The sequence below is a fragment of the Xanthomonas sp. NCPPB 1325 genome (assembly GCF_041477645.2).
GTDB classification, from domain to species: Bacteria; Pseudomonadota; Gammaproteobacteria; order Xanthomonadales; family Xanthomonadaceae; genus Xanthomonas; species Xanthomonas cannabis.
Genome location: NZ_CM192985.1, coordinates 3,745,075 through 3,766,218 on the forward strand (window position 1 = coordinate 3,745,075; position 21,144 = coordinate 3,766,218).

Genomic DNA, 21,144 nt, shown 5'->3' on the forward strand with positions numbered 1-21,144 from the left:
TACTGAGGGCTGACAACCTGCCCATTTCGGTTCAAGATAAAAGGACTTTCTGATGACCAAATCATTTCCGAATTTTAAATTTATTATTTCCTTCCTATGCGTCTCATCTCTATTAGCACCCTACCTCGAGGTTCAAGCTCAGGATTCACAATGTACAAGCCAAGGCGGAAAGAAGGTTTGTACTGAGCACGCTGACAATTGGGAGTACATGCTCTGTGATCGAATGGGCGCAAGTGTAGCGGCTTATGCGGCGTGGTGTAGAGCACGCGGCGGCGTGTACAAAGGACTTTATGCAAGTCCCGAATGCGAGGGCGGAGACTCCACGACAAACGAGTCCAATATTGTTCCATTGTCCGAAAATTACTATGCAGAACGTACAGGATGTCCAGCTGAATCGACCGTCGATTCCGGCTGGGGTCAGACGTCTCAACAAGATTTTCTCTGCTGGAGCGGCAGCCCTCAATACCAGCAAGGCCAACTCATTAGTGACCTGAGATTAATCACTGTCTCCGGAAGCTCAAGGGATAGCAAAGGCCAATGCTCCACCCCGGGTGGACAGATCGCATTTGTTGCTAGAAAAGACAGGACTCTAAGATGTCCTATTGGCTTTGAAGCACTATTGGATGCCTCGGGAAATTGGATCGGCTGCTTTAACCATAAGGACAATACGTGCCCGATCAATAACCCGGTCCTCCCTGAATCAGGCGGCCAAATAAGGAAAGAAGTTGATTTCGTTTCAGGCTCAGGCCCTCTACGCCTTGAACGCACCTATTCGCCAACAACCGATTATATTGATCAAGGCCAGTCGCGAATCCCCGAACCCAATTTCAGTAGCTCCTGGCACTTCAACTATGGCATGAGGATAGACACGGTCGTCAACTCCCCCTCCATATCCGCAATAGCCACGCGACCCGATGGTGAAAAACTTTACTTTGACCGCAACGGGATTCAGGTCCATAGCTTGAGTGGACAACTTCAAGCCAAGCTGATGGCCGATGAGACCGGGACCTGGACGCTACACAGAGGGACGGACAAAGAGCGTTACGACGAGAATGGGAATTTAATTGAAATCCTTCACTCAAATGGCGATAAGGTATCGATTTCCAGGGACGCCAGAAATAGGAAAATATTAGCCAGCGATTCACAAGGCCGCCAACTGATACTCTATTACCTGCCCTCACTCCATATAAGCCACGCCATACTTCCTGATGGAGAGAAAATAAAATTTCAATATTATTCTCCAAAAGATTCCTTAACCGAAGTAATCCACCAAGACGGAACATCGATCAAATACGAATTCAACGATACTTATGACCCGGGATTTAAGATATTTGATGAGTCAGGCGGCTGGTATTCCTGGCATCGTTACGACTATGCGACCAAGCGTGTAACGCAGTCAAACCTTTCGCCAGCCGTAAATTCCGGAGCAACTGCCTTAATTAGCTACAACTACACAAAAGATGGCGAGCAGGGTTCTTCAACAGAGATCACTTATCCGCTAGGCAAAACGGAAAAAATTAGCTTTAGATTAATTAATGGAGTTAGCAAGCTGGTATCCCAGACTGCCAGCTGTACGTCTTGTGCAACTGGAAAAACAGTCACGTATGATGCAAATGGATTCACTGATTCCTCAATAGATTTTCTAGGGACCGAGACTCGTTATACTTACTCAAAAGACGGACTATTAAGCAAAAAAATAGAATCCAGTAATAATGGGAAATTCAAGCACACGACATCTACCATGTGGGACCACAATTTGCAGGTCCCGATCAAGCGGTCAGTTCAAGATTTTTCGGGACTAACAGTAGCCACGACGCTTTGGGCATACAACGATCGAGGCCAGACGCTGACAGTATCGCAAACTGATCCGTTAGCCGCGGCTCGCGTCGCGACACGCCGCTATTGCGAAGACGATGCTGTCGCCGCAGGCACCTGCCTTTTACCCGGCCTATTGTTGTCGAGCGACGGCCCGCGTGCAGATACTGCCGACAGCACCAGTTATAGCTACTACCTAAGCGATGACTCAACCTGCGCCACAGCACCAACTGTTTGCCAGCATCGCAAAGGCGACCTGCAAAAAGTCACCAACGCACTAGGACGCGTGACCGAATATCTTGCCTACGACGGCGCCGGCCGCCCGCTGTCCATCAAGGACGCCAACGGCATCGTTACCGACTACACCTATCACCCGCGCGGTTGGCTGACCGCCACCAAGGTGCGCGGAAGCGACGCGTCCAGCGAGGCCGATGACCGCATTACCCGCATCGACTATTGGCCCACCGGCCTGGTCAAGCAGGTCACACAGCCCGATGGTGCGTTCACTGCCTTCACCTACGACGCTGCACATCGGCTGACCGACATCACTGACAACGCGGGCAATACCGTCCACTACACACTGGACAACGCCGGCAACCGCATCAAGGACGACACCACCGATGCGTCCGGCACGTTGAAGCGCACGCTCTCGCGCGTCTACAACCAGCTCGGCCAGCTCAAGACGCAGGCCACAGCGGGCAGCGATCCGACCGACTTCGAGTACGACGCCAACGGCAATGCCACCAAGGTGACCGATGCGCTGGCAACCGCGACGCAGAGCGAGTACGACCCGCTCAATCGCCTCTCGCGCACGCTGCAGGATGTGGCCGGCATCGAGGCCAACACCACATTCGACTACGACGCGCTCGACAACCTGACCAAGGTCACCGACCCCAAGGGCCTGGACACCACCTACGAGTACAACGGCTTCGGCGATCTGGTGAAGCTCACCAGCCCGGACACGGGCGTCACCAGCTATACCTACGACAGCGCCGGCAACCGCGCCACCCAGACCGATGCGCGTGGCAACACCACGGCTTACGGCTACGACGCGCTCAATCGCCTGAACAAGGTCACCTACCCCATCACCAGCCTCAACGTCACCTATACCTATGACGTGACGCAAACCGCCTGTACCAGCGGGGAGACCTTCTCCATCGGGCGCCTGACCCGCATGCAGGACGGTGGTGCGATCACCCAATACTGCTACAACCGCTTCGGCGACTTGGTGCGCAAGGTGCAGACCAGCAACGGCACCGCGCTGGTGCTGCGCTACGACTACACCGTCGGCGGCCAGTTGCGCCGCATGACCTATCCCGACGGGGCAGTGGTCGATTACGTGCGCAACACCCAAGGCCAGACCACCGAGGTCGGCGTGACACCGGCAGGCGGCAGCCGGCAGGTGCTATTGGGCAACGCCAGCTACTACCCGTTCGGCCCAGCTGCCGGCTGGACCTACGGCAATGGCCGCACCCTCGCCCGCCGCTACGATCTGGACTACCGCCCGCAGGCAATCCAGGACACCCGCCCGGGCGGGCTGGACGTGGGCTTCGGTTTCGACCCGGTCGGTAATCTCACCGCGCTGACGCCCGCCGGCAATCCCACGCCGGAGATCGGCCTGGGCTACGATGCCCTGGGCCGCCTGACCGGCCTCAAGGACGGCAGCACCGGCACGCTGATCGACGGCTACAGCTACGACGCCACCGGCAACCGCCTCAGCTCCAAGGTCGGCGCGGCAACGCAGAGTTACACCTACCCAGCCGACAGCCATCGCCTGAGCGCAGTGGCCGGCGTGGCACGTACATACGACGCCACCGGCAACACCACCGCCATCGGCGGCACCGCCCGCCAGTACACCTACGACACCACCGGCCGCATGACCCAGGCCCGCCGCGCTGGCGCGGTGACCATGAACTACCGCTACAACGGCCGAGGGGAACAGGTGCGCCGCTTCCTCGGCACCACCAACACCTACACGCTCTACGATAAAGCGGGCCACTGGCTGGGCGACTACGACACCAACGGCGCGCCCAAGCAGCAGGCGATCTGGCTGGACGACCTCCCGGTCGGCCTGCTGGTCAACGCCAACACACTGCACTACATCGAACCCGATCACCTGGGCAGCCCGCGCGTGGTGATCGACTCGACCCGCGATGTAGCGGTGTGGACGTGGAGCTTGAAGGGCGAAGCCTTCGGCAACACCGCGCCGAATCAGGATCCTGATGGGGATGGTGCGGCGTTGGTGTTGGATATGCGCTTTCCGGGGCAGCGGTTTGATGCGGCGAGCGGGTTGAATCAGAACTACTTCCGGGACTATGACTCTACTACCGGGCGGTATGGGCAGAGTGATCTCATTGGATTGAAAGGCGGGACAAGCGCATATAGCTACGTAGCGGCCAATCCGATCAACTCTCTGGATCGGAACGGCTTGCTGGGAACCCCAGGACCTGGCTATAGATTCGAAAATCACAAGGAGCTTGCCCGGGCCGAGGCGATTGCAAAGCTGCAAAGGTGCAATGTAGAAGATTGCGATCCGGGCAACCCTTACAAAATAACCGAGTCGCAGAAGGCGGAGGTAATCTCCAAAGTGATGTTCGCCACCATCTATCGTGATAACTCTGTCGGAACATGCGGTTATGCAAATCCAAATTTGGACCCAAATGCTATCGGCATCGGCAATGCTATCTTCTCAGGAGCAGGATGCTGCTCAATGGCCTCAGTCATCGCCCATGAAGCTGTGCACTTGGTACTTGGCAGCCCACTTTCGCTTAGCCTTCAGCAAAACTACGAGGGCGTCGCTAGATACTTGCAGCAAAAATGCTTTGGCTGCGGATCTGCCTTTGAATAATATTTTCAAGTACCTACTTATCTTTTTTACGGGCAGCATATCCATGCTAACAACGGCGTGTGGGCGAGGTGACATCGAACCGCCCACGCAAATTAGCGCGGGCAGCGATTATGGCGATCTTGGAAAATTTCATAATTGCCAGGCCATTGCCAGAAGACAACTCTCCGACATTGAGAAGTGTGAAATTAACTTACTCAAGAAAGAGTGCACCCCTTCTGCCGATTGTCTGATCACCTGCCAATCCAGTCCGGATGGACATAAGGTAGGCGGAGGTTGCTACCACCTCTGTTTTAGCACTGTAACTGGAAACAACTGGAGCGAAAGGCCTAAAGCTGATTTCAGCAGCTGCGACACCCAGTCAAAATAAAATAAAGGATAGTTCGGAGAACAGAAAAATCCATATCCATATCCGTAGTCGGCCACACTGTTCGCGGTTGCGCGCAGCGAGCTGAACTTGAGAACCTTCAGGAGCTCTTTTGCGGATAAACATCGCAACGGATCGCACGATCAGGATATTTGCCCTGACCGCTGGTACGACAAAGCTTACTTTTCATCTGATCCTACTCCACTCATTTTGCGCAGTTGACATCCCAAACAACCAGTAGCAATCTCCACCTCAAGGAGCGTAGAAACTCCGTGCATAGCGGTACCCACCCCCGTCAAACCGGTGGGTTTTTTGTGCCTGCCTGCAGGTACAAGCCGACGCGATTTCTGCGTCGGGAGGGCGGCTAATACAACACTCCTTCGGGAGGAATACGCCCGCCGACTATGCACGGTTTCTAACCTCCCGACATCCCGTCGCCAGCCGGCGACGGTGCCTGTTCTTCGAAGGAGGCATTGTCATGGCAAATGTATCGAGAGTGCAGATAGGTGGGCATCGTCGCTCCATGGCGCTGGCGGAGGTGAGGCGATGAGCCGGGTGCAGCCACCGATCACAAAGCGCTCCAAACCGCACGCTAAACGCACCGCTACCGCCAAGCGAGCGACCAAACCGGCAACAGCTCCGCAGCCCGTACGGCTAGTACCGTCGCCAACGTTCGATGTGGACAACCTCGCCTTCGATCACCCGCCCGCGCCCCATCCGGATGACATTCCGCCACGCCCGCCTCGCAAGCCGCGTAAGCCCACGCGCTGCACCGTGGGGTACGCGTTCTACGATGCAGAACCGGGCCGGCCACGTAGCCAGCGGATTCCCAGCGTCCGCCTGCGCGGGCTGTGGCTGGAGCAGTTGGGGTTTGCGGTTGGCTGCAAGCTGCAGATCACTGCACGTGAGGGCGAACTGGTGGTGACGGTGATCGAGCGCTGAACTATGTTTTGGGTACGGTTGTTGGCTGGAGGCGCTGCCTTGGGCGCTATGGGTAAGGCTGTCGCGCCCGGTGCGCTCCTACGGATGTGCGGGTGGTTGGTCAGCGATGGAAGGCCAGTGTGGCGATGACGCCGCGCTCCTGGCCTGGGCGCACGCTGACGCGCCAGCCGTACAGGTCGCACAGGCGGCTGACGATCGACAGGCCGATGCCGCCGCCCTGCGAGTGGCCGGCGTGGGTGCCGCGGTAGCCGCGCTGGAACAGCTTGGCGGCGTCTTCTTCGCTCAGGCCGGGGCCGGAGTCGATCACCTCGACGGCATCGGCCAATACGCGCACGCGCACTTGGCCGTCCTGGGTGTATTTGACCGCGTTGCCGATCAGGTTGCCCAGCGCCACCGACAGGGCAGATTCGGGGGCGTCGATGACCAGGTCGCGTTCGCCTTCCAGCAGCAACTCCAGTGGTTTGCCGCCGAGCTGGGCGCGGTGCGCGTCGATCAGTTGTTCGGCTACCTTGGCCACGTTGCTGCTGCCCTGCCCGCGTTCGTTGCGCGAGAGCAACAGGAGCGAGCCGATCAGGTCACTACATTGCTGTTCGGCGCGCTGGATGCGCTGCAGCCGCTGCAGCACCTTTTCGTCGAGATTGGGCTTGGTGAGCAGCAGTTCGGTGGCGCCGCGGATCACTGCCAGCGGGGTACGCAGTTCATGGCTGACATCGGCATTGAACTCGCGGTCGCGTTGCACCACCTCGGTGAGGCGCGCGGAGTAATCGTCCAGCGCCTCGGCGAGCTGGCCCACTTCGTCATCGGGGAAATGCGCGGCCAGCGGCTTGGGCTCGCTGGTGCCGCCGCGGTAGGCGCGCAGGCGTGCGGCTAGGTCCGACACCGGGCGCATCACCTTGGACGCCGACCACCAGCCGATCAATAGCGAAAACCCGCTGAACACCAGCACCGACAGCATCAAGGTGCGCTTGAGCTGGATCTCGCCCTTGAGCGTCTGGGTCATGTCATAGGCAAGGAAGAACCACTCGCTGGGCGTCTTGCGCACCGCCAGTTTGTACGAGTACGCATTGCCGTTTTCGTCCACGCCGGAAATGGTATGGATGCCATCGGGAAACTGGTACCACTCCGGCTGCTCGAGGCGCAGCGCTTCGAACTTGTCGCTCTTGACCACGCGCCCACGCATCTGCTGCACCGGCAGATCCGGATTTTGCAGCGGGTCCGAATAGAACCGCTGCGCGAATGCGTCGATGTTGCGGTTCATCACGTCTTCGACCAACTGGTTTTCCACGCGCACGCGTGCCCAGTTGGTGGCGAAGGCGAACAGTGTGGTCAGGCAGAAGCCCAACAACACGAACGACAGGATGATGCGGCTACGCAGGCGCCGCCGGTAGCGGCCACGTCTGCGCGCCGGGCGCGCGCTTGTACGTTCAGGCATCGGGCGACGCGATGCGGTAGCCGATGCCGTGACGGGTCTGGATCATCGGCACGTCGAAGGGCTTGTCGACCACCGCACGCAGGCCATGGATATGCACGCGCAACGAGTCCGAATCCGGCAGCTCTTCACCCCAGACGCGGGTTTCCAGCTCCTGGCGGGTGACCACGGCCGGCGAAGCTTCCATCAACGCCTGCAGGATCTTCAGCGCGGTCGGGTTGAGCTGCAGCAGCTTGCCGCGGCGGCGCACTTCCAGCGTGTCCAAGTTGTATTCCAGATCGCCGGTTTCCAGCACGCGGGTGTGCACGCCCTTGCCGCGACGCGACAGTGCGTTGAGGCGCACTTCCACTTCCTGCAGCGCGAACGGCTTGATCAGGTAGTCGTCCGCGCCGGAGTCGAAGCCGGCCAGCTTGTTGTCCAGCGAGTCGCGCGCGGTGAGCATCAGCACCGGGGTCTGCTTGCGTGCTTCGTTGCGCAGCTTGCGGCAGACTTCGATGCCGTCCATTCCGGGCAGGTTGAGATCCAGCACGATGGCGTCGAACTCGTGCACCACGGCCAGGTGCAAGCCGGTCACGCCATCGGCGGCGAAGTCCACGGTGTGTCCACGGTCTTCGAGATAATCGCCCAGGTTGGCGGCGATATCGCTGTTGTCTTCAATCACTAGAATTCGCACTGGAACCTCATTCGTTAAACTGTTTTTAGCGCTGGCGCCGAGAAATATCGTGTCATTCACAGTGGTCAGACTGCACGCCAGGCGAGCGTCATGCACTGCTTCGTACTCATCTGCACACCAGGTGCTCGCTCGTGCCAGCGTTCTGCCGGCCATCTTCGCTTGCCCTGGAAAAAATTCGGGTGACGAGCTCCGGAGGGTTGCAGGTGGCTGTCGGCTGGTTTGGCTGCAGCTCCTGTCGCTCCGGCTGCGCTACCAGTACCGCTCCCACTCCGACCGAGCACCCCGCTACCTTAGCGCGCTGTTCCTGACTGACATCGGAGCCATTACCTGCCTGCTCCCTGTCGCTATGCCTGTGCCTTACCCGCAGCCGGCAGGGTGCCTGCGCGGTCGGCAACACCGACGCGATGCGCGCTGATCGCGCGCACGGCGGTAACACGTTCAATTGCCTCGCCATACGACCCTTCCCTGCGTCTGACCGGATTTAACAATTGGGAAATGTAGACGCGAACCTCCGGAGCAGCAAGCCATCCACAAAAAGGCCCAAGTGCGACACCGCACTTGGGCCAAAAGTTCATCCCGATCACCGTCACTGCCGAGAGCGGAGCCACGGTTGGCAGAGGCTAGCGAGCGAAGGATTAGGTTTTAGTTAAATTTTCGATAAGCCCGCGGGGGCAGATCAATGGACCGACTGCTCCAGGTACTGGATGATCGCCGCCGCCACATCGACGCCACAGACCCCTTCCACGCCCTCCAGCCCGGGGGTGGAATTGACCTCGAGCACCAGCGGACCGCGTTTGGAGCGAATGAGGTCGACCCCGGCCACCGCCAGGCCCAGCGCACGCGCCGAGCGGACCGCGACCTCCTGCTCCTGCTCGGTGGCCTGCGCCACTGCAGCGGTCCCGCCCAAGTGCAGGTTGGAGCGGAAGTCGCCCTCGGCCGCCTGCCGGCGCATGGCCGCAACGACCCGGTCGCCGACCACGAAGCAGCGCAGGTCCGCACCGTCGGCTTCGCCGATGAACTCCTGCACGATGAAGTTGGCATAGAGCCCACGCAGTGCCTCGACCACGCCGCGCGATGCGCTGGCCTTTTCGGTAAGGATCACCCCGGCGCCCTGGGCGCCTTCGTTCAACTTCACCACATGCGGCGGCGGGCCGAGCATGGACAACAGGTCCTGGGTATCGTCGGGGTTGTCGCCGAACACAGTGACCGGCATGTCGATGCCCTGCGCGGCCAGCAGCTGGTGTGCACGCAATTTGTCGCGCGAACGCAGGATGGCGTCGGAGGGATTGGGCGTGTAGGTGCCCATGAATTCGAGTTGGCGCAGCACCGCAGTGGCGTAGCGCGTCACCGAGGCGCCGATGCGTGGGATCACCGCATCGAACCCGGTGATCGGCTTGCCCTTGTAGTGCAGGCTGAAACCGTCGGCAGCGATGCGCATGTAGCAGCGCAGCGGGTCAAGGATGCGCACGGTGTGACCACGCTTGCGTGCGGCTTCGATGAGCCGCCGGGTCGAGTACAACTTGCTGTTGCGCGAAAGAATGGCGATTTTCATCGCAGCAGGGACACGGCGCGGCCTGGACATGGTCGGAGTCTGATGACGAGGTGACCCAAGTCCACGCATCTGCCGGTCGCACGCGAGCAGGATGCAATGCCCTGCTCGCGCCGCGTGACCCGGTATGCGACGGCCCCGAGGATGGAAACGCACAAGCGCTTCGGCGGTGTTGCAGCAACGCAAACGCTGCGCAGCCTCAACCGGATCGATGCTAGCAGGGCGCGCGCGCAGCGCTCAAGCAGCACGCGCCCCTGGACTCGGTCGAGCTGGCGCATTGCCGGTCGCGGCGCATCGTGCGTCGCCTGCTCGCTTGCGGCTGCCATCGAAGACGCACAAGCGAGCGCCACCGCTCCACGGCGCAACAATGTCTTTGACGACGCACGGCCTCGAGGCCCGCCCTCACGCCGCACCCGTATTGCCGTAACGCGTTTTGCACAGTTGAAACCGCAATGCTTGAGTCTCCTCAATGCCGGCATGCCGGCGCACCCGAGACTCTCCATGCGACGTCCAGCAAGCGCGGCTTATGCCAATCCCTCCCGCATCCGTCAGGGGCGCCCGTTCCCCCGCGGCGCCGTCTTCGATGGCAAGGGCACCAACTTTGCGCTTTTCTCCGCGCATGCCACACGTGTGGAACTTTGCCTGTTCGACGAACAAGGCAACGAAACCCGCGTTGACCTTCCCGAATACACCAACGAAATCTGGCATGGCTACCTGCCCGATGCCAAACCCGGTCAGCGCTACGGCTACCGCGTGCATGGCCCATACGAGCCGACCGAAGGCCATCGCTTCAACCACAACAAGCTGCTGCTCGACCCGTATGCGCGTGAGCTGGAAGGTGACCTGATCTGGGCCGACGAGCTCTATGGCTACACCGTCGGCCACCCGGACGGCGACCTGAGCTTCGATGAACGTGACAGCGCGCCTTTCATGCCCAAGTGCGTGGTGGTCGAAGACACCTACGATTGGGGCGACGATGCACGCCTGCTCAAGCCGTGGAACGAGACGGTCATCTACGAAACCCACGTGCGCGGCTACACCATGCGCAACCCGCAGGTGCCCGAAGCGGTACGTGGCACGTTCGCCGGCCTGGCGCAGCCGCAAGTGCTGCAGTATATCAAGGACCTGGGTATCACCGCGGTCGAACTGCTGCCGGTGCACGCCTACCTGGACGACCAGCATCTGCTGGACAAGGGCCTGCGTAACTACTGGGGCTACAACACCATCGGCTTCTTCGCACTGAAGTCGCGCTACCTCTCCAGCGGCCATCGCGATGAATTCCGCGACATGGTCAAGGCCATGCACAAGCAAGGCCTGGAAGTGATCCTGGACGTGGTCTACAACCACACCGCAGAAGGCAGCGAGCTGGGTCCGACACTCTCGTTCAAGGGTATCGACAACGCCAGCTACTACCGCCTTGCCGAAGACAAGCGCTACTACATCAACGACACCGGCACCGGCAATACGCTGAATCTGAGCAATTCGCGGGTGATCCAGTTCGTCAACGATTCGCTGCGCTACTGGGCCGGCGAGATGCACGTGGACGGTTTCCGTTTCGACCTGGCCACCATCCTCGGGCGCGAGCCGAGCGGGTTCGACCAACGCGGCGGCTTCCTGGATGCCTGCAACCAGGACCCGCTGCTGTCGGAGGTCAAGCTGATTGCCGAGCCGTGGGACTGTGGCCCGGGCGGGTACCAGGTGGGCCACTTCCCGCCGGGCTGGTCGGAGTGGAACGACAAGTTCCGCGACAACGCGCGCGAATTCTGGAAAGGCGAAGACGGCAAGCTGGCCGAATTTGCCACCCGCTTTACCGGCTCGGCCGACCTGTTCGACCGCCGGGGTCGCCGCCCGTGGGCGTCGGTCAACTTCATCACCGCGCATGACGGCTTCACCTTGCGCGACCTGGTCAGCTACAACGAGAAGCACAACATCGACAACGGCGAAGACAATCGCGACGGCTCGTCCAACGATGGCTCGTGCAACTACGGCGAAGAAGGCGAGACCGACAACGCCGACATCCTGCAGATCCGCGAGCGGCAGATGAAGAATCTGCTGGCAACGCTGCTGTTGTCGCAGGGCACGCCGATGATGCTGGCCGGCGACGAGCGTGCGCAGTCGCAAGGCGGCAACAACAACACGTATTGCCAGGACAATGAAATCACCTGGCTGGACTGGGAAAACGATCCCACCGACGGCCGTCTTACCGACTTCGTCAAGGCATTGACCCGGCTGCGCAAACGCTACCCGATCCTGTCGCGTGGCCGCTTCCTCAACGGGCAATACAACGAAGAAGCCGGCCTGCGCGATCTCACCTGGCTCAACCCTGGCGGCACCGAGATGGAGGATGCGCACTGGACCGACGCGGGCGCGCGTTCGGTCGGTTTGCTCCTGGAAGGCAAGGCGCAGACCTCCGGCGTCAAGGAGTTGGCCAACGACGACACCTTGTTGATCGTGATCAATGCCTACCACGAGGGCGTGACCTTCACCCTGCCCTCCACCGACGAGCCGGTGCACTGGAAGCTGGTGCTGTCGACCGACGAAGCGCTGGAGGTGGACATGATGCCGGCAGGCGCCAGCGAATTCCTGGCGCCGCCGCGCAGCGTTTCGGTGTTCGAGTGCAAGAGCGACCAGTAAAGCGCGCTTGCTGATGTGGCTCGCTGTCTGCCGGGAGGTGGGCAGCGAGCTTTTTTATGCGCGGGGCGGTCATAAGGCTCTGGAGCTGGTCAGCTAACCGCTCACGCACGATCCAACGTTAGTCATCCGGCTTCGAACCTGGCCAGAGCGGCATTGCACAGCCGCGCATCATCGATGCGCGAATGATGTACATCCCAATCCATGCGCTGATGCAATCGCCAAGCCACTTCCCCAGCGCCGATGGGGCAACACGCGTATTGCGTAACGACACCCACAGGGCCCTGCATACGCAACGGTGAAGACCGCCGCAAGCCAGGACGTGTTCGACGAATCCGCTATCCGGTTGCCTGAAGACTCAACCCGGATACAGCGGAAAACGCTTGTCCGGATGCTTGGACTTCCATTCCTTGTAGGAACTGGTGCCTTCCCACGCCTTGAACGCCCGCGGGGTGCGGCCACGCCCGGACCAGGTCTCGCCCGAGTGCGGAAGCCAGTATTTGGGGGCCACTTCACCGGTGGAGGTCAGCGGCCCCTTGGACTTGCCGGTCATGGCCAGCGAGGCGATCTGGGATTTCTGCTTTGCATTGAACCGGCTGCCGAACTGGGTCAGCACGTCGACCACCTGGTCGAAGGCTTCCAGGGTCTGGGCATACTTGAGCTGAGCTTCTTCCTGCTCAAGCTTGCGCAGCTCTTCCAGCAATTGGGCTTTGGCGGCAGCTGAGGATGAAGCGGGCGGAACCTGGCGCATTGACAAAACTGAGGTTGGGCGGGTCAACGAGTATTGCCGCTATGCCGTCCAGCGTAAAGCGCCCGGCCCTTTCCGGGTCGACTTGCGCTCAGCCATGCCGCAGCAAAGCGTGTTCACGGGCCATGGTCAGCACCGGCCCGATGCGTCCGGCGCGAATCAGCTCGCTGCAATGCTTGCCGACAAACTCCACCCGGGGGGCGGTGAACCATTGCACCACCCGGTCCAGCTGACCGGCGTTGATCGACCACGCGTGGCAGACCGTTTCGCCCAATTCTTCCACCCCGATCAGCCCCATGTGGCGAATCTGTTCGGGGTCGAGCTTGAACATCTCGAGCACCTTGCCGGCAGTATCAGGCGTGCCCGGGATGCTGGCCTTCGCCGGCAGGCCCGGGCGGTGGGCGATCGAGGCCGCCTGCGCGGACTCGGCGCGACGCATGCCCTTGATCAGCGCACCAACCAGCTGTGAATGAGTCGTTGTCATGGTGACCGCCAAATGATGGGGACACTATGGCTGCCAACTCGCGCTTGCTCAATCAGGAGCTTCCTGACTGCCAGGAAGGAAATGACGAAGCTGTAGTGCCATTTTTACCGGGAAAACCGCCTGCAATCGTCGTCATTGCAACTCGTTCGACGGGATGTGCGATACACGCATCATGCCCGGATGGCACAACGCCGGGCCATAACGCAGCGACCCGCTCGCAAGCGAAAACGCACCAGCACGATCCGCGCGCAGCTCTGCCAGCGTCATCGCCACCCAGTGCGCATGGACGGGCCACGGGCATCTGAACCTCGAAGGACCAAAGGGGCCGCCAATCTGCCCCCGACTGACCGCGGCGCACATCTTCGCTGCGCCCGACCTCAGCCCTGCAGGACCTTTTCGATCTCCTTCAAGGTGCGCTCGTAGGAGGCGCGCTCGGCTGCGCTCAGAAAACCCTGCTGACGGACAAGCTTGGGAACCTCCACCGCCATCTTCGATAGTTGCGCGTTCATGGTTTTTGCCTGGCGCCCGGTAATCGCGTTGCTCTTGCGCGCATCTGTAATCGCGCTCTGCAAGGTCTCGACACGCTCGGCAAAATACAGCTGTTGCGCGCGATTGACGCGCCAGTGATCGCTGGCATAGTCCGCCTCCAGACCGCTCCCGCGGACCGATTGGATGAATGCCTGATCGGCGGTGAAGGTTCCACTCAAGGCCTGCACGCGCTTGTCCTGCAGCAGCGAGGGATCCACCTCCACCGCGCATCCCGCCTGGTGGGCCAGATCCTGCAATCGTTCGTCCAGCCGCTGCGCCGACAGCGCAAGCGTAAACGGCCCAGGCTGGCAGGCAGCCATGACCGGCCCGGCACACATAACAGCACCCACTGCAATGACGATCGAGGACAAGCGACGGCGAACAGCAGACATGACAGCACCCGAAACACACGGACATCCGTGCGAGGCCAACGCTAGACGCTCCACTCCGAACGGAACCGGAATCAACCGCGCCCCGCCGCCAGGGTGCGGAGATCGCCGATGACGTGGTTGGCCTGCGCCTACGCGCTGCTCAGGCCGGAAGCCCGACCACCCAGCCCCGGACGCGCACTGCCTCAAGCCACGCGCCAGATGCCCCGATCCATGCCGGACGAAATCCTGCGCTCCCGGAACTTTGCGATGACAGCAGGCGGCAAGGGCGGCCTGGCCCGCGAGCACGCCGGACGACGGCGCCGATACGTTTCGATGACTCCCTTGCAAGAGTCTCGGTGACGTCAGCCACAGCTCGACCATGCAGCGTGCGGCGCACGCCTACGTCGGTGGCAACCAAAGATCTTCAAGGGAATGTCGATGACCCAACCACACGCCATTGCGGCAGTGGAGCGGGCGATGGGAATCGAACCCACGTCAGTAGCTTGGGAAGCTACAGCTCTACCATTGAGCTACGCCCGCACGGCGTTAGGAGAGTTTAGGCGGGTGTAGGCACCGGGCGCAATGCGCAGACGTGACGAGGGCCGGTTGCCCGGCCCTCGTGTCTTGCAAGGTGCTGCCTGCAGCGGTTCGGCGTGGCTCAGAAATTGCCGCTGAAGTTCACGAACAGCGTCGCATCGCGGGCACTGCGCTGGGCGGTGGTGGTGCTCAGGCCGACGTTGCTCTGCAGGCCCCACAGGCCGGTGCGGGCGCCCAGCACCACGGTGGCGTAGTTGCGGTCGAAGTTCTGGCCCGGAACGGTGTACATGCCCACTTCCGGCATCGACTGCAGCCAGGCGCTGGCTTCGCCACCGTCCTTGAACTCGTGGTCGTAGGTCGCCTGGAGGTACGGCTTGATCGCGGCGCCGTCCAGGCGCACCTGGAAGCCGACGCGGCCGACCAGCGAGTCGATATCCTGGTCGGCATAGCCCAGCGCGGTGGCACTGGCGTCGCTTTCGGTATAGCCGTCGAGCTTGATCTTCTGCCAGGTCAGGCCGGCCACCGGGCCGTACTTGACGTTGCCTTCGCCCAGCGAATAGCCGGCGTTGAGCGCGGCGGTGAGATTGCTGCCGTCCGGCGAACCGCTGTGCACGCGGGTCGCTGGCCCCAGCTGCACTTCACGGTCCACGTCGTAGCTCAGCCAGCTGTAGCTGACCTGGGCGTTGACCCACACCGGGCCGGTGTACCAGCCGAAGAAGCCGCCCAGGGTGGTGTCGTCCTGCTTGAAGCTGCCGTTGCGGTTGCCGAAGTCCGCGTCCATGTGGCCGAAGCCGGCAAAGCCGCCGAACACCAGGTCGCCGGCCGTCCAATCCACGCCGAACAGGCCGGCCGGGGCCATGCCGTCGTACAGGTCGGCGTGGTCGTAGCGCTGCATGTCGCCGCGCACGCTGCCCCACCAGCGCAGCCCGTCGGCGTCCGGCTTGCCGTCCAGATGCCAGGCCACCTGATCGGCACGGGCGCGACCACCGGCCTGCGCCGAGTGCGTGAGCACCTGCTGCAGGCGCGGCGCTTCCAGCAGCGAAATCGCGTACTCGCCCAAGATCTGGTGCACCGCCGTGGTCGGGTGGATGCCGTCGGCGAAGACATAGGTGGTCGGTGCGTTGGCGGCGACCAGGCTGGTCGGGTTGCAGGCCGGCAGTTGCAGTGCCGGGTTGCAGGCGGTGTTGGTGACGTTGGTGAAGCCGAAGGTGCCCGGCGCGGCGACGATTTCCTGCAGCATGTGGAAGGTGTCGAGCGGGATCACGCGCAGGCCGGCCGATTGCAGGCCGTTGAACAGCGCGGTGTTGTAGGTGGTGGCCGCTGCGGTGCCCTGGGCCATGGCGGCTGCGCCGCCGGCGCGGAAGCGCGGGGTGATGCCGATATCGGGAATGGTCGGCACCATCACGTAGCGCGCGCCGGCAGTCTGCAGCGTGGCCACGGCGCCCACCTGGGCGGTGACCGCGCTGCCAATGATGGCCTGTGCCTGTGCCGGCACGGTAGCTGCGGCCAACAGGTCGTTGGCGCCACCCCACACGCTGTACAGCGCGTTCGGGTTGGCGCGGCCGCCATTGGCGGTGAGATAGGTGTTGATCTGGCTGGTCACCGACGGCGCGGCGCCGAGTGCGCTGACCGAGCTGGCCTGGATGCGCGCGCCGCCGGCAGCGTAATTGTCGCCGGTCTGGCCATTGCCGTTGGGCGCTGCGTTGGTGCCGAAGTGGTCGCCGACATATTCGGCCCACACCCAGCCCGGGTTGGTGGTGAACTTGCCGGTGACCGGGCGCGAAGCAGCCGGCAGCAACGGGGTGTAGTAGCCACTGTCGGTGAGGCTGTCACCGAAGAACACGGTCTGGTCGAAGGCCTGCTCGGCCATGGCCGGGGTGGCCGCGATAGCGATGGCGACCGCCATCAGGGAGCGGATCGGGCGAAGTGTTGAAGCCATGGGAGTGCCTGCTTGAAAGTGGATGGGACCGGACCGGCCTGCATACGTACGCCGGCGAATGGCAATGGTTTCACCCTCGCCGCCCGCGCTCACGCTGCATCGCCGCATAACGCAAAAACGCGCGCCCCGATGGCGCGCGATGCAACAATGATGACATGAACATTCAACTCAACGGCGCCCCGCGCACGCTCCCCGACCACCTGCCGCTGGCCGCCCTGCTGGAACAGGAAGGCCTGACCCAGCGACGCGTGGCAGTGGAGGTCAACGGCGAAATCGTGTCGCGCGGGCGGCACGCCGAGCATGTGTTGCGCGAGGGCGATGTGGTGGAGATCGTGCACGCGTTGGGCGGCGGTTGATGCCCCGCGCGGCCGGCGCATCCGCGCCCGATCGGTGATAATTGCCGCATGACGAATCACGCCCCCTCTGATGCGCTGGTCATCGCCGGCAAACGCTATCGCTCGCGCCTGCTGACCGGCACCGGCAAGTTCAAGGATCTGGACGAGACCCGCCTGGCCACCGAGGCCGCCGCGGCCGAGATCGTGACGGTGGCCATCCGCCGGGTGAACATCGGCCAGGACCCCAACGCGCCCAGCCTGCTCGACGTGCTGCCGCCGGAGCGCTACACGCTGCTGCCCAACACCGCCGGCTGCTACACCGCCGACGACGCGGTGCGCACCTGCCGGCTGGCGCGCGAGCTGCTGGACGGCCATAACCTCACCAAGCTGGAAGTGCTGGGCGACGAGCGCACGCTGTATCCGGATGTGGTGCAGACGCTCAAGGCCGCCGAGCAGCTGGTGGCCGATGGCTTCGAGGTGATGGTCTATACCTCCGACGATCCGATCCTGGCCAAGCGCTTGGAAGAGATCGGCTGCGTAGCGGTGATGCCGCTGGCCGCGCCGATCGGCTCCGGCCTGGGTATCCAGAACAAGTACAACCTGCTGGAAATCATCGAGAACGCCAAGGTGCCGATCATTGTCGACGCAGGCGTAGGCACCGCCTCAGACGCGGCGATCGCGATGGAGCTGGGCTGCGACGGCGTGTTGATGAACACCGCCATTGCCGGCGCGCGCGACCCGATCCTGATGGCCAGCGCGATGCGCAAGGCGATCGAGGCCGGGCGCGAAGCGTTTCTGGCCGGGCGGATTCCGCGCAAGCGCTATGCATCGGCATCGAGCCCGGTGGATGGTGTGATTGGATGAGTCGGTGGTCTGCGTTGACATTGCGGCCGAGGCGCAATGATCGGCAGTGCGGCGTGCCGGATATGACCGCTGCCAGATCCCGCGTTGCTGCGGGCGTCCCCCTCACGCCGTACCCTCACCCCCAACCCCCGCTCCGCGCCCCGGCCCGCGCCTGCGTCGCGGGCGCTCCCAGGCACGCGCGCCCATGGCGCGCAAACTGTGCCTCCTCGGCCCGGTGGGAGAGGGGCATTCGTTTCGTCGATGACTTAATTCATGACTGACCCTTTCACCAGCGACGGCGCGAAGATGCCGCCCAAACCTTTCACCATCGAAGAAGGCCGCCGGCAGGTGCGCAGCTTCGTGCTGCGCCAGGGCCGCTTCACGCCGGCGCAGCAGCGTGCGTTTGACGAGTTATGGCCGCGTTTCGGGCTGGACTACACCGGCGCCCCGCGCGATCTGGCTGCCACGTTCGGACGCGACGCGCCCAAGGTGCTGGAAATCGGCTTCGGCAATGGCGCGGCGTTGCGCTTCGCCGCGCAGCAGGACCCCAGCCGCGATTACATCGGCATCGAAGTGCACGCGCCGGGTGTGGGCCGTCTGCTCAACGCGCTGGACGAGGACGGCAGCACGCATGTGCGCCTGTATCACCACGATGCGGTGGAAGTGCTGGAACACGAGATCGCTGATGGCGCACTGGACGAGGTGCGCATCTATTTCCCCGACCCGTGGCACAAGAAGCGCCACAACAAGCGTCGCCTGATCCAGCCGGCGTTCGTGCAGCTGGTGGTGCGCAAGCTGCGCGAGGGTGGCCGCCTGCACGCGGCCACCGACTGGGCCGACTACGCCGAACAGATGTGGGACGTGCTCGACGCCACACCGGGCCTGGTCAACCGCGCCGGCCCGCGCGGCCACGTCGAACGCCCCGCCTGGCGCCCGCAGACCCACTTCGAAACCCGCGGCCAGAAGCTTGGGCACGGCGTGTGGGATCTGGTTTATGACCGGGAATGGGGAATCGGGAATCGGGAATCGCAAGGGCAGATGCCCGCGTCGCCCGGGTAACCCACAGCGTCAGCATTTTTCGCTCTGCCAATTCCCCATTCCCGACTCCCCATTCCCGGCCCCCAATGGACACCGCGCTGACGCTGACCAACGATATGAAGCTCGTCCTCGGGCTGGTCGGTTTCACGATGGCGATGTTTCTGTTCGAGCGCATCCGCGCCGACGTAGTGGCCTTGATCGTGCTGGTGGTGCTCGGCGTCACCGGGTTGGTGGCACCGGAAGAACTGTTCGGTGGTTTTTCCGGTAATGCGGTGATGAGCATCATCGCCACCACCATCCTTGGCGCGGGGCTGGAGCGCACCGGTGCATTGAACCGGCTGGCCAGCTGGCTGTTGCGGCGTTCGCACGGCAGCGAGCAGCGCCTGATGATGATGACGCTGGCCATCTCCGGCTTGAATTCGTCGTTCATGCAGAACCCGTCGGTGATGGCCCTGTATCTGCCGGTCGCGTCGCGGCTGGCCGCGCGTACCGGGCTCACCCTGCAGCGCATGTTGTTGCCGATCGCCGCGGCGATCGTGATGGGCGGCGCGCTCACCATGGTGGGTAATTCGCCGCTGATCCTGCTCAACGACCTGCTGGTCTCGGCCAACAACAACCTGCCCTCGGGCATGGCGAGCATCGAACCGTTGACCATGTTTGCGCCATTGCCGATCGGTGTGGCGCTGCTGATCGCCGCATTGCTGTACTTCCGCTTCTACGGCGACCGCAAGCTGATCGAAGAAGAACGCCTGATCAACGAAGGCGTCACGCCCTCGCGCACCGAAAGCTATTTCGCCAAGACCTACGGCATCGATGGCGACGTGTTCGAACTCACCGTGACCGCCGAAAGCCCCTTGGTCGGCATGACCCTTGGCGAGGCCGAGGCCATCCATGACGCGCCGTTGCTGCTGGCCCTGAAGACCGGCAACGACACCCGCCTGGCCCCACCGGCGGACATGCGCATCTGGGTGGGCAGCGTGCTCGGCGCCATGGGGCCGCGCCAGGAGGTGAACGATTTTGCGCAGAACCACTTCCTGCGCATGTCCTCGCGGCTGCGCAACCTGGGCGACCTGTTCAACCCCAGTCTTGCAGGCATTTCCGAGGCGCTGATCCCGCCCAACTCGCGGTTGATCGGCAAGAGTGCCGGCGAGCTGCGGCTGCGCAAGCAGGCCGGCATCAGCCTGCTGGCGATCAACCGCGACAAGCAGGTCATCCGCGAGGACGTACGCAACGTGCCGCTGCGCGCCGGCGACATGCTGGTGTTCCACAGCATCTGGCAGGACCTGGCGCAGGCGGCGGAAAGCCGCGATTTCGTGCCGGTCACCGACTTCCCGAAAGGCGAGCAGCGCCCGCACAAGTTCAAGATCGCGATGGCGATCTTTGCCTTCACCATCTTGATCGCACTGACCTCGCGCCTGCCGGTGGCGCTGACGCTGATGACCGGCGTGGCCTGCATGCTGGTCAGCGGCGTGCTGCGCATGGACGAGGCCTACGCCTCGATCAACTGGAAGACCATCTTCATGATGGCCGGGCTGATCCCGCTCGGCTGGGCGATGGACAGCAGCGGCACTGCGGCCTGGGTGGCCGGCCACACCATCGACCGGCTGCCCGAAGGCATTCCGGTGTGGGCGCTGGAAATCAGCCTGGCCTTGCTCACCACCGCGTTCTCGCTGGTGATCAGCCATGTGGGTGCGACCATCGTGATGGTGCCGATTGCGGTGAATCTGGCGCTGGCCGCCAATGGCAACCCGACGGCGTTTGCGCTGATCGTGGCGTTGTCGGCATCCAACAATCTGATGACCGCCTCCAACCCGGTGATCTCGATGGTGGCCGGCCCGGCCAACTATCAACCGCGCGAGCTGTGGCGCGTGGGCGCACCGTTGTCGCTGATTTACATCGTGGTGATGGTGTCGATGATCAACCTGATGTTCTGGTGGGCGGCGCGTTAGAGCCATGATGCTGGCGCTCGGCTTCGATGGCGCCGGCATATCGAAGGCAAGCCCGCAGTAGCGCCTACTGCGCGGCACCGTCGCGTCGAACAGCATTGCAATGCAGCGGCGCATCCCTGCG

Annotated in this window: 14 protein-coding genes and 1 tRNA gene; 7 read left to right on the forward strand and 8 right to left on the reverse strand. The window is 62.5% G+C overall.

The features are described 5' to 3' along the window. Positions 1 to 52: 52 nt before the first annotated feature. Positions 53 to 4,663, forward strand: a complete 4,611-nt coding sequence (locus ACCQ10_RS15920) for an RHS repeat-associated core domain-containing protein (RefSeq protein WP_372361238.1) — start codon at positions 53 to 55, stop codon at positions 4,661 to 4,663. Positions 4,664 to 5,573: 910 nt separating this feature from the next. Beyond that, complete coding sequence (locus ACCQ10_RS15925; protein ID WP_372361239.1) at positions 5,574 to 5,969, forward strand: SymE family type I addiction module toxin; 396 nt, start codon at positions 5,574 to 5,576, stop codon at positions 5,967 to 5,969. Positions 5,970 to 6,069: 100 nt separating this feature from the next. On the opposite strand, the gene ACCQ10_RS15930 is transcribed toward ACCQ10_RS15925, so the two are convergent. The 3 genes from ACCQ10_RS15930 to rimK all read right to left on the reverse strand — a co-directional run bounded on the left by ACCQ10_RS15930 (position 6,070) and on the right by rimK (position 9,623). Then, positions 6,070 to 7,401, reverse strand: a complete 1,332-nt coding sequence (locus tag ACCQ10_RS15930) for a sensor histidine kinase (RefSeq protein WP_047693007.1) — start codon at positions 7,399 to 7,401, stop codon at positions 6,070 to 6,072. Then, on the reverse strand, positions 7,394 to 8,071 hold the full coding sequence (locus tag ACCQ10_RS15935; RefSeq protein ID WP_003490678.1) for a response regulator transcription factor: 678 nt from the start codon (positions 8,069 to 8,071) through the stop codon (positions 7,394 to 7,396). The genes ACCQ10_RS15930 and ACCQ10_RS15935 overlap by 8 nt, the downstream gene beginning before the upstream one ends. Positions 8,072 to 8,747: 676 nt before the next feature. After that, entirely contained in the window at positions 8,748 to 9,623 is an 876-nt protein-coding gene (gene rimK, locus ACCQ10_RS15940; RefSeq protein ID WP_506191964.1) for a 30S ribosomal protein S6--L-glutamate ligase, read from the reverse strand. A gap of 498 nt (positions 9,624 to 10,121) precedes the next feature. Here rimK and glgX point away from each other — a divergent pair, with 498 nt between their 5' ends. After that, entirely contained in the window at positions 10,122 to 12,254 is a 2,133-nt protein-coding gene (gene glgX, locus ACCQ10_RS15945) for a glycogen debranching protein GlgX (protein ID WP_104579932.1), read from the forward strand. A 355-nt stretch (positions 12,255 to 12,609) separates the two neighbouring features. On the opposite strand, the gene ACCQ10_RS15950 is transcribed toward glgX, so the two are convergent. From ACCQ10_RS15950 to ACCQ10_RS15970, 5 genes are all read right to left on the reverse strand, one after another. After that, positions 12,610 to 13,002 (reverse strand): H-NS histone family protein, encoded by a 393-nt coding sequence (locus ACCQ10_RS15950; RefSeq protein WP_372361241.1) that lies wholly within the window; start codon positions 13,000 to 13,002, stop codon positions 12,610 to 12,612. 88 nt (positions 13,003 to 13,090) lie between these two features. Further along, on the reverse strand, positions 13,091 to 13,483 hold the full coding sequence (locus tag ACCQ10_RS15955; RefSeq protein WP_047693099.1) for a hypothetical protein: 393 nt from the start codon (positions 13,481 to 13,483) through the stop codon (positions 13,091 to 13,093). 377 nt (positions 13,484 to 13,860) lie between these two features. Continuing rightward, positions 13,861 to 14,442 (reverse strand): STN domain-containing protein, encoded by a 582-nt coding sequence (locus ACCQ10_RS15960; protein WP_372361242.1) that lies wholly within the window; start codon positions 14,440 to 14,442, stop codon positions 13,861 to 13,863. 406 nt (positions 14,443 to 14,848) lie between these two features. After that, positions 14,849 to 14,922: transfer RNA gene (locus tag ACCQ10_RS15965), tRNA-Gly, on the reverse strand. Between the two features lie 118 nt (positions 14,923 to 15,040). Continuing rightward, complete coding sequence (locus ACCQ10_RS15970) at positions 15,041 to 16,858, reverse strand: autotransporter outer membrane beta-barrel domain-containing protein (RefSeq protein WP_506191965.1); 1,818 nt, start codon at positions 16,856 to 16,858, stop codon at positions 15,041 to 15,043. 155 nt (positions 16,859 to 17,013) lie between these two features. Here ACCQ10_RS15970 and thiS point away from each other — a divergent pair, with 155 nt between their 5' ends. From thiS to ACCQ10_RS15990, 4 genes are all read left to right on the forward strand, one after another. Then, positions 17,014 to 17,214: a sulfur carrier protein ThiS gene (thiS, locus tag ACCQ10_RS15975; RefSeq protein WP_039405410.1), complete on the forward strand. Its 201-nt coding sequence runs from the start codon at positions 17,014 to 17,016 to the stop codon at positions 17,212 to 17,214. Positions 17,215 to 17,262: 48 nt separating this feature from the next. Continuing rightward, a complete protein-coding gene (locus tag ACCQ10_RS15980) occupies positions 17,263 to 18,057 on the forward strand; it encodes a thiazole synthase (protein ID WP_372361243.1) in 795 nt (264 codons plus the stop codon). 252 nt (positions 18,058 to 18,309) lie between these two features. Continuing rightward, positions 18,310 to 19,095, forward strand: a complete 786-nt coding sequence (gene trmB, locus ACCQ10_RS15985; protein WP_039405404.1) for a tRNA (guanosine(46)-N7)-methyltransferase TrmB — start codon at positions 18,310 to 18,312, stop codon at positions 19,093 to 19,095. A 65-nt stretch (positions 19,096 to 19,160) separates the two neighbouring features. Next, positions 19,161 to 21,023 carry an SLC13 family permease gene (locus ACCQ10_RS15990; protein WP_039405401.1) on the forward strand — a complete coding sequence of 621 codons (1,863 nt, stop codon included), beginning with the start codon at positions 19,161 to 19,163 and terminating at the stop codon, positions 21,021 to 21,023. Positions 21,024 to 21,144 lie beyond the last annotated feature (121 nt).

Excerpts from the sequence above, each read along its gene's own strand:
- ACCQ10_RS15920 (WP_372361238.1), top strand. The coding sequence starts at position 53 with ATGACCAAATCATTTCCGAATTTTAAATTTATTATTTCCTTCCTATGC.
- ACCQ10_RS15925 (WP_372361239.1), top strand. The coding sequence starts at position 5,574 with ATGAGCCGGGTGCAGCCACCGATCACAAAGCGCTCCAAACCGCACGCT.
- ACCQ10_RS15930 (WP_047693007.1), bottom strand. The coding sequence starts at position 7,401 with ATGCCTGAACGTACAAGCGCGCGCCCGGCGCGCAGACGTGGCCGCTAC.
- rimK (WP_506191964.1), bottom strand. The coding sequence starts at position 9,623 with ATGAAAATCGCCATTCTTTCGCGCAACAGCAAGTTGTACTCGACCCGG.
- glgX (WP_104579932.1), top strand. The coding sequence starts at position 10,122 with ATGCGACGTCCAGCAAGCGCGGCTTATGCCAATCCCTCCCGCATCCGT.
- ACCQ10_RS15950 (WP_372361241.1), bottom strand. The coding sequence starts at position 13,002 with ATGCGCCAGGTTCCGCCCGCTTCATCCTCAGCTGCCGCCAAAGCCCAA.
- ACCQ10_RS15955 (WP_047693099.1), bottom strand. The coding sequence starts at position 13,483 with ATGACAACGACTCATTCACAGCTGGTTGGTGCGCTGATCAAGGGCATG.
- ACCQ10_RS15970 (WP_506191965.1), bottom strand. The coding sequence starts at position 16,858 with ATGGCTTCAACACTTCGCCCGATCCGCTCCCTGATGGCGGTCGCCATC.
- thiS (WP_039405410.1), top strand. The coding sequence starts at position 17,014 with ATGAACATTCAACTCAACGGCGCCCCGCGCACGCTCCCCGACCACCTG.
- ACCQ10_RS15980 (WP_372361243.1), top strand. The coding sequence starts at position 17,263 with ATGACGAATCACGCCCCCTCTGATGCGCTGGTCATCGCCGGCAAACGC.
- trmB (WP_039405404.1), top strand. The coding sequence starts at position 18,310 with ATGACTGACCCTTTCACCAGCGACGGCGCGAAGATGCCGCCCAAACCT.
- ACCQ10_RS15990 (WP_039405401.1), top strand. The coding sequence starts at position 19,161 with ATGGACACCGCGCTGACGCTGACCAACGATATGAAGCTCGTCCTCGGG.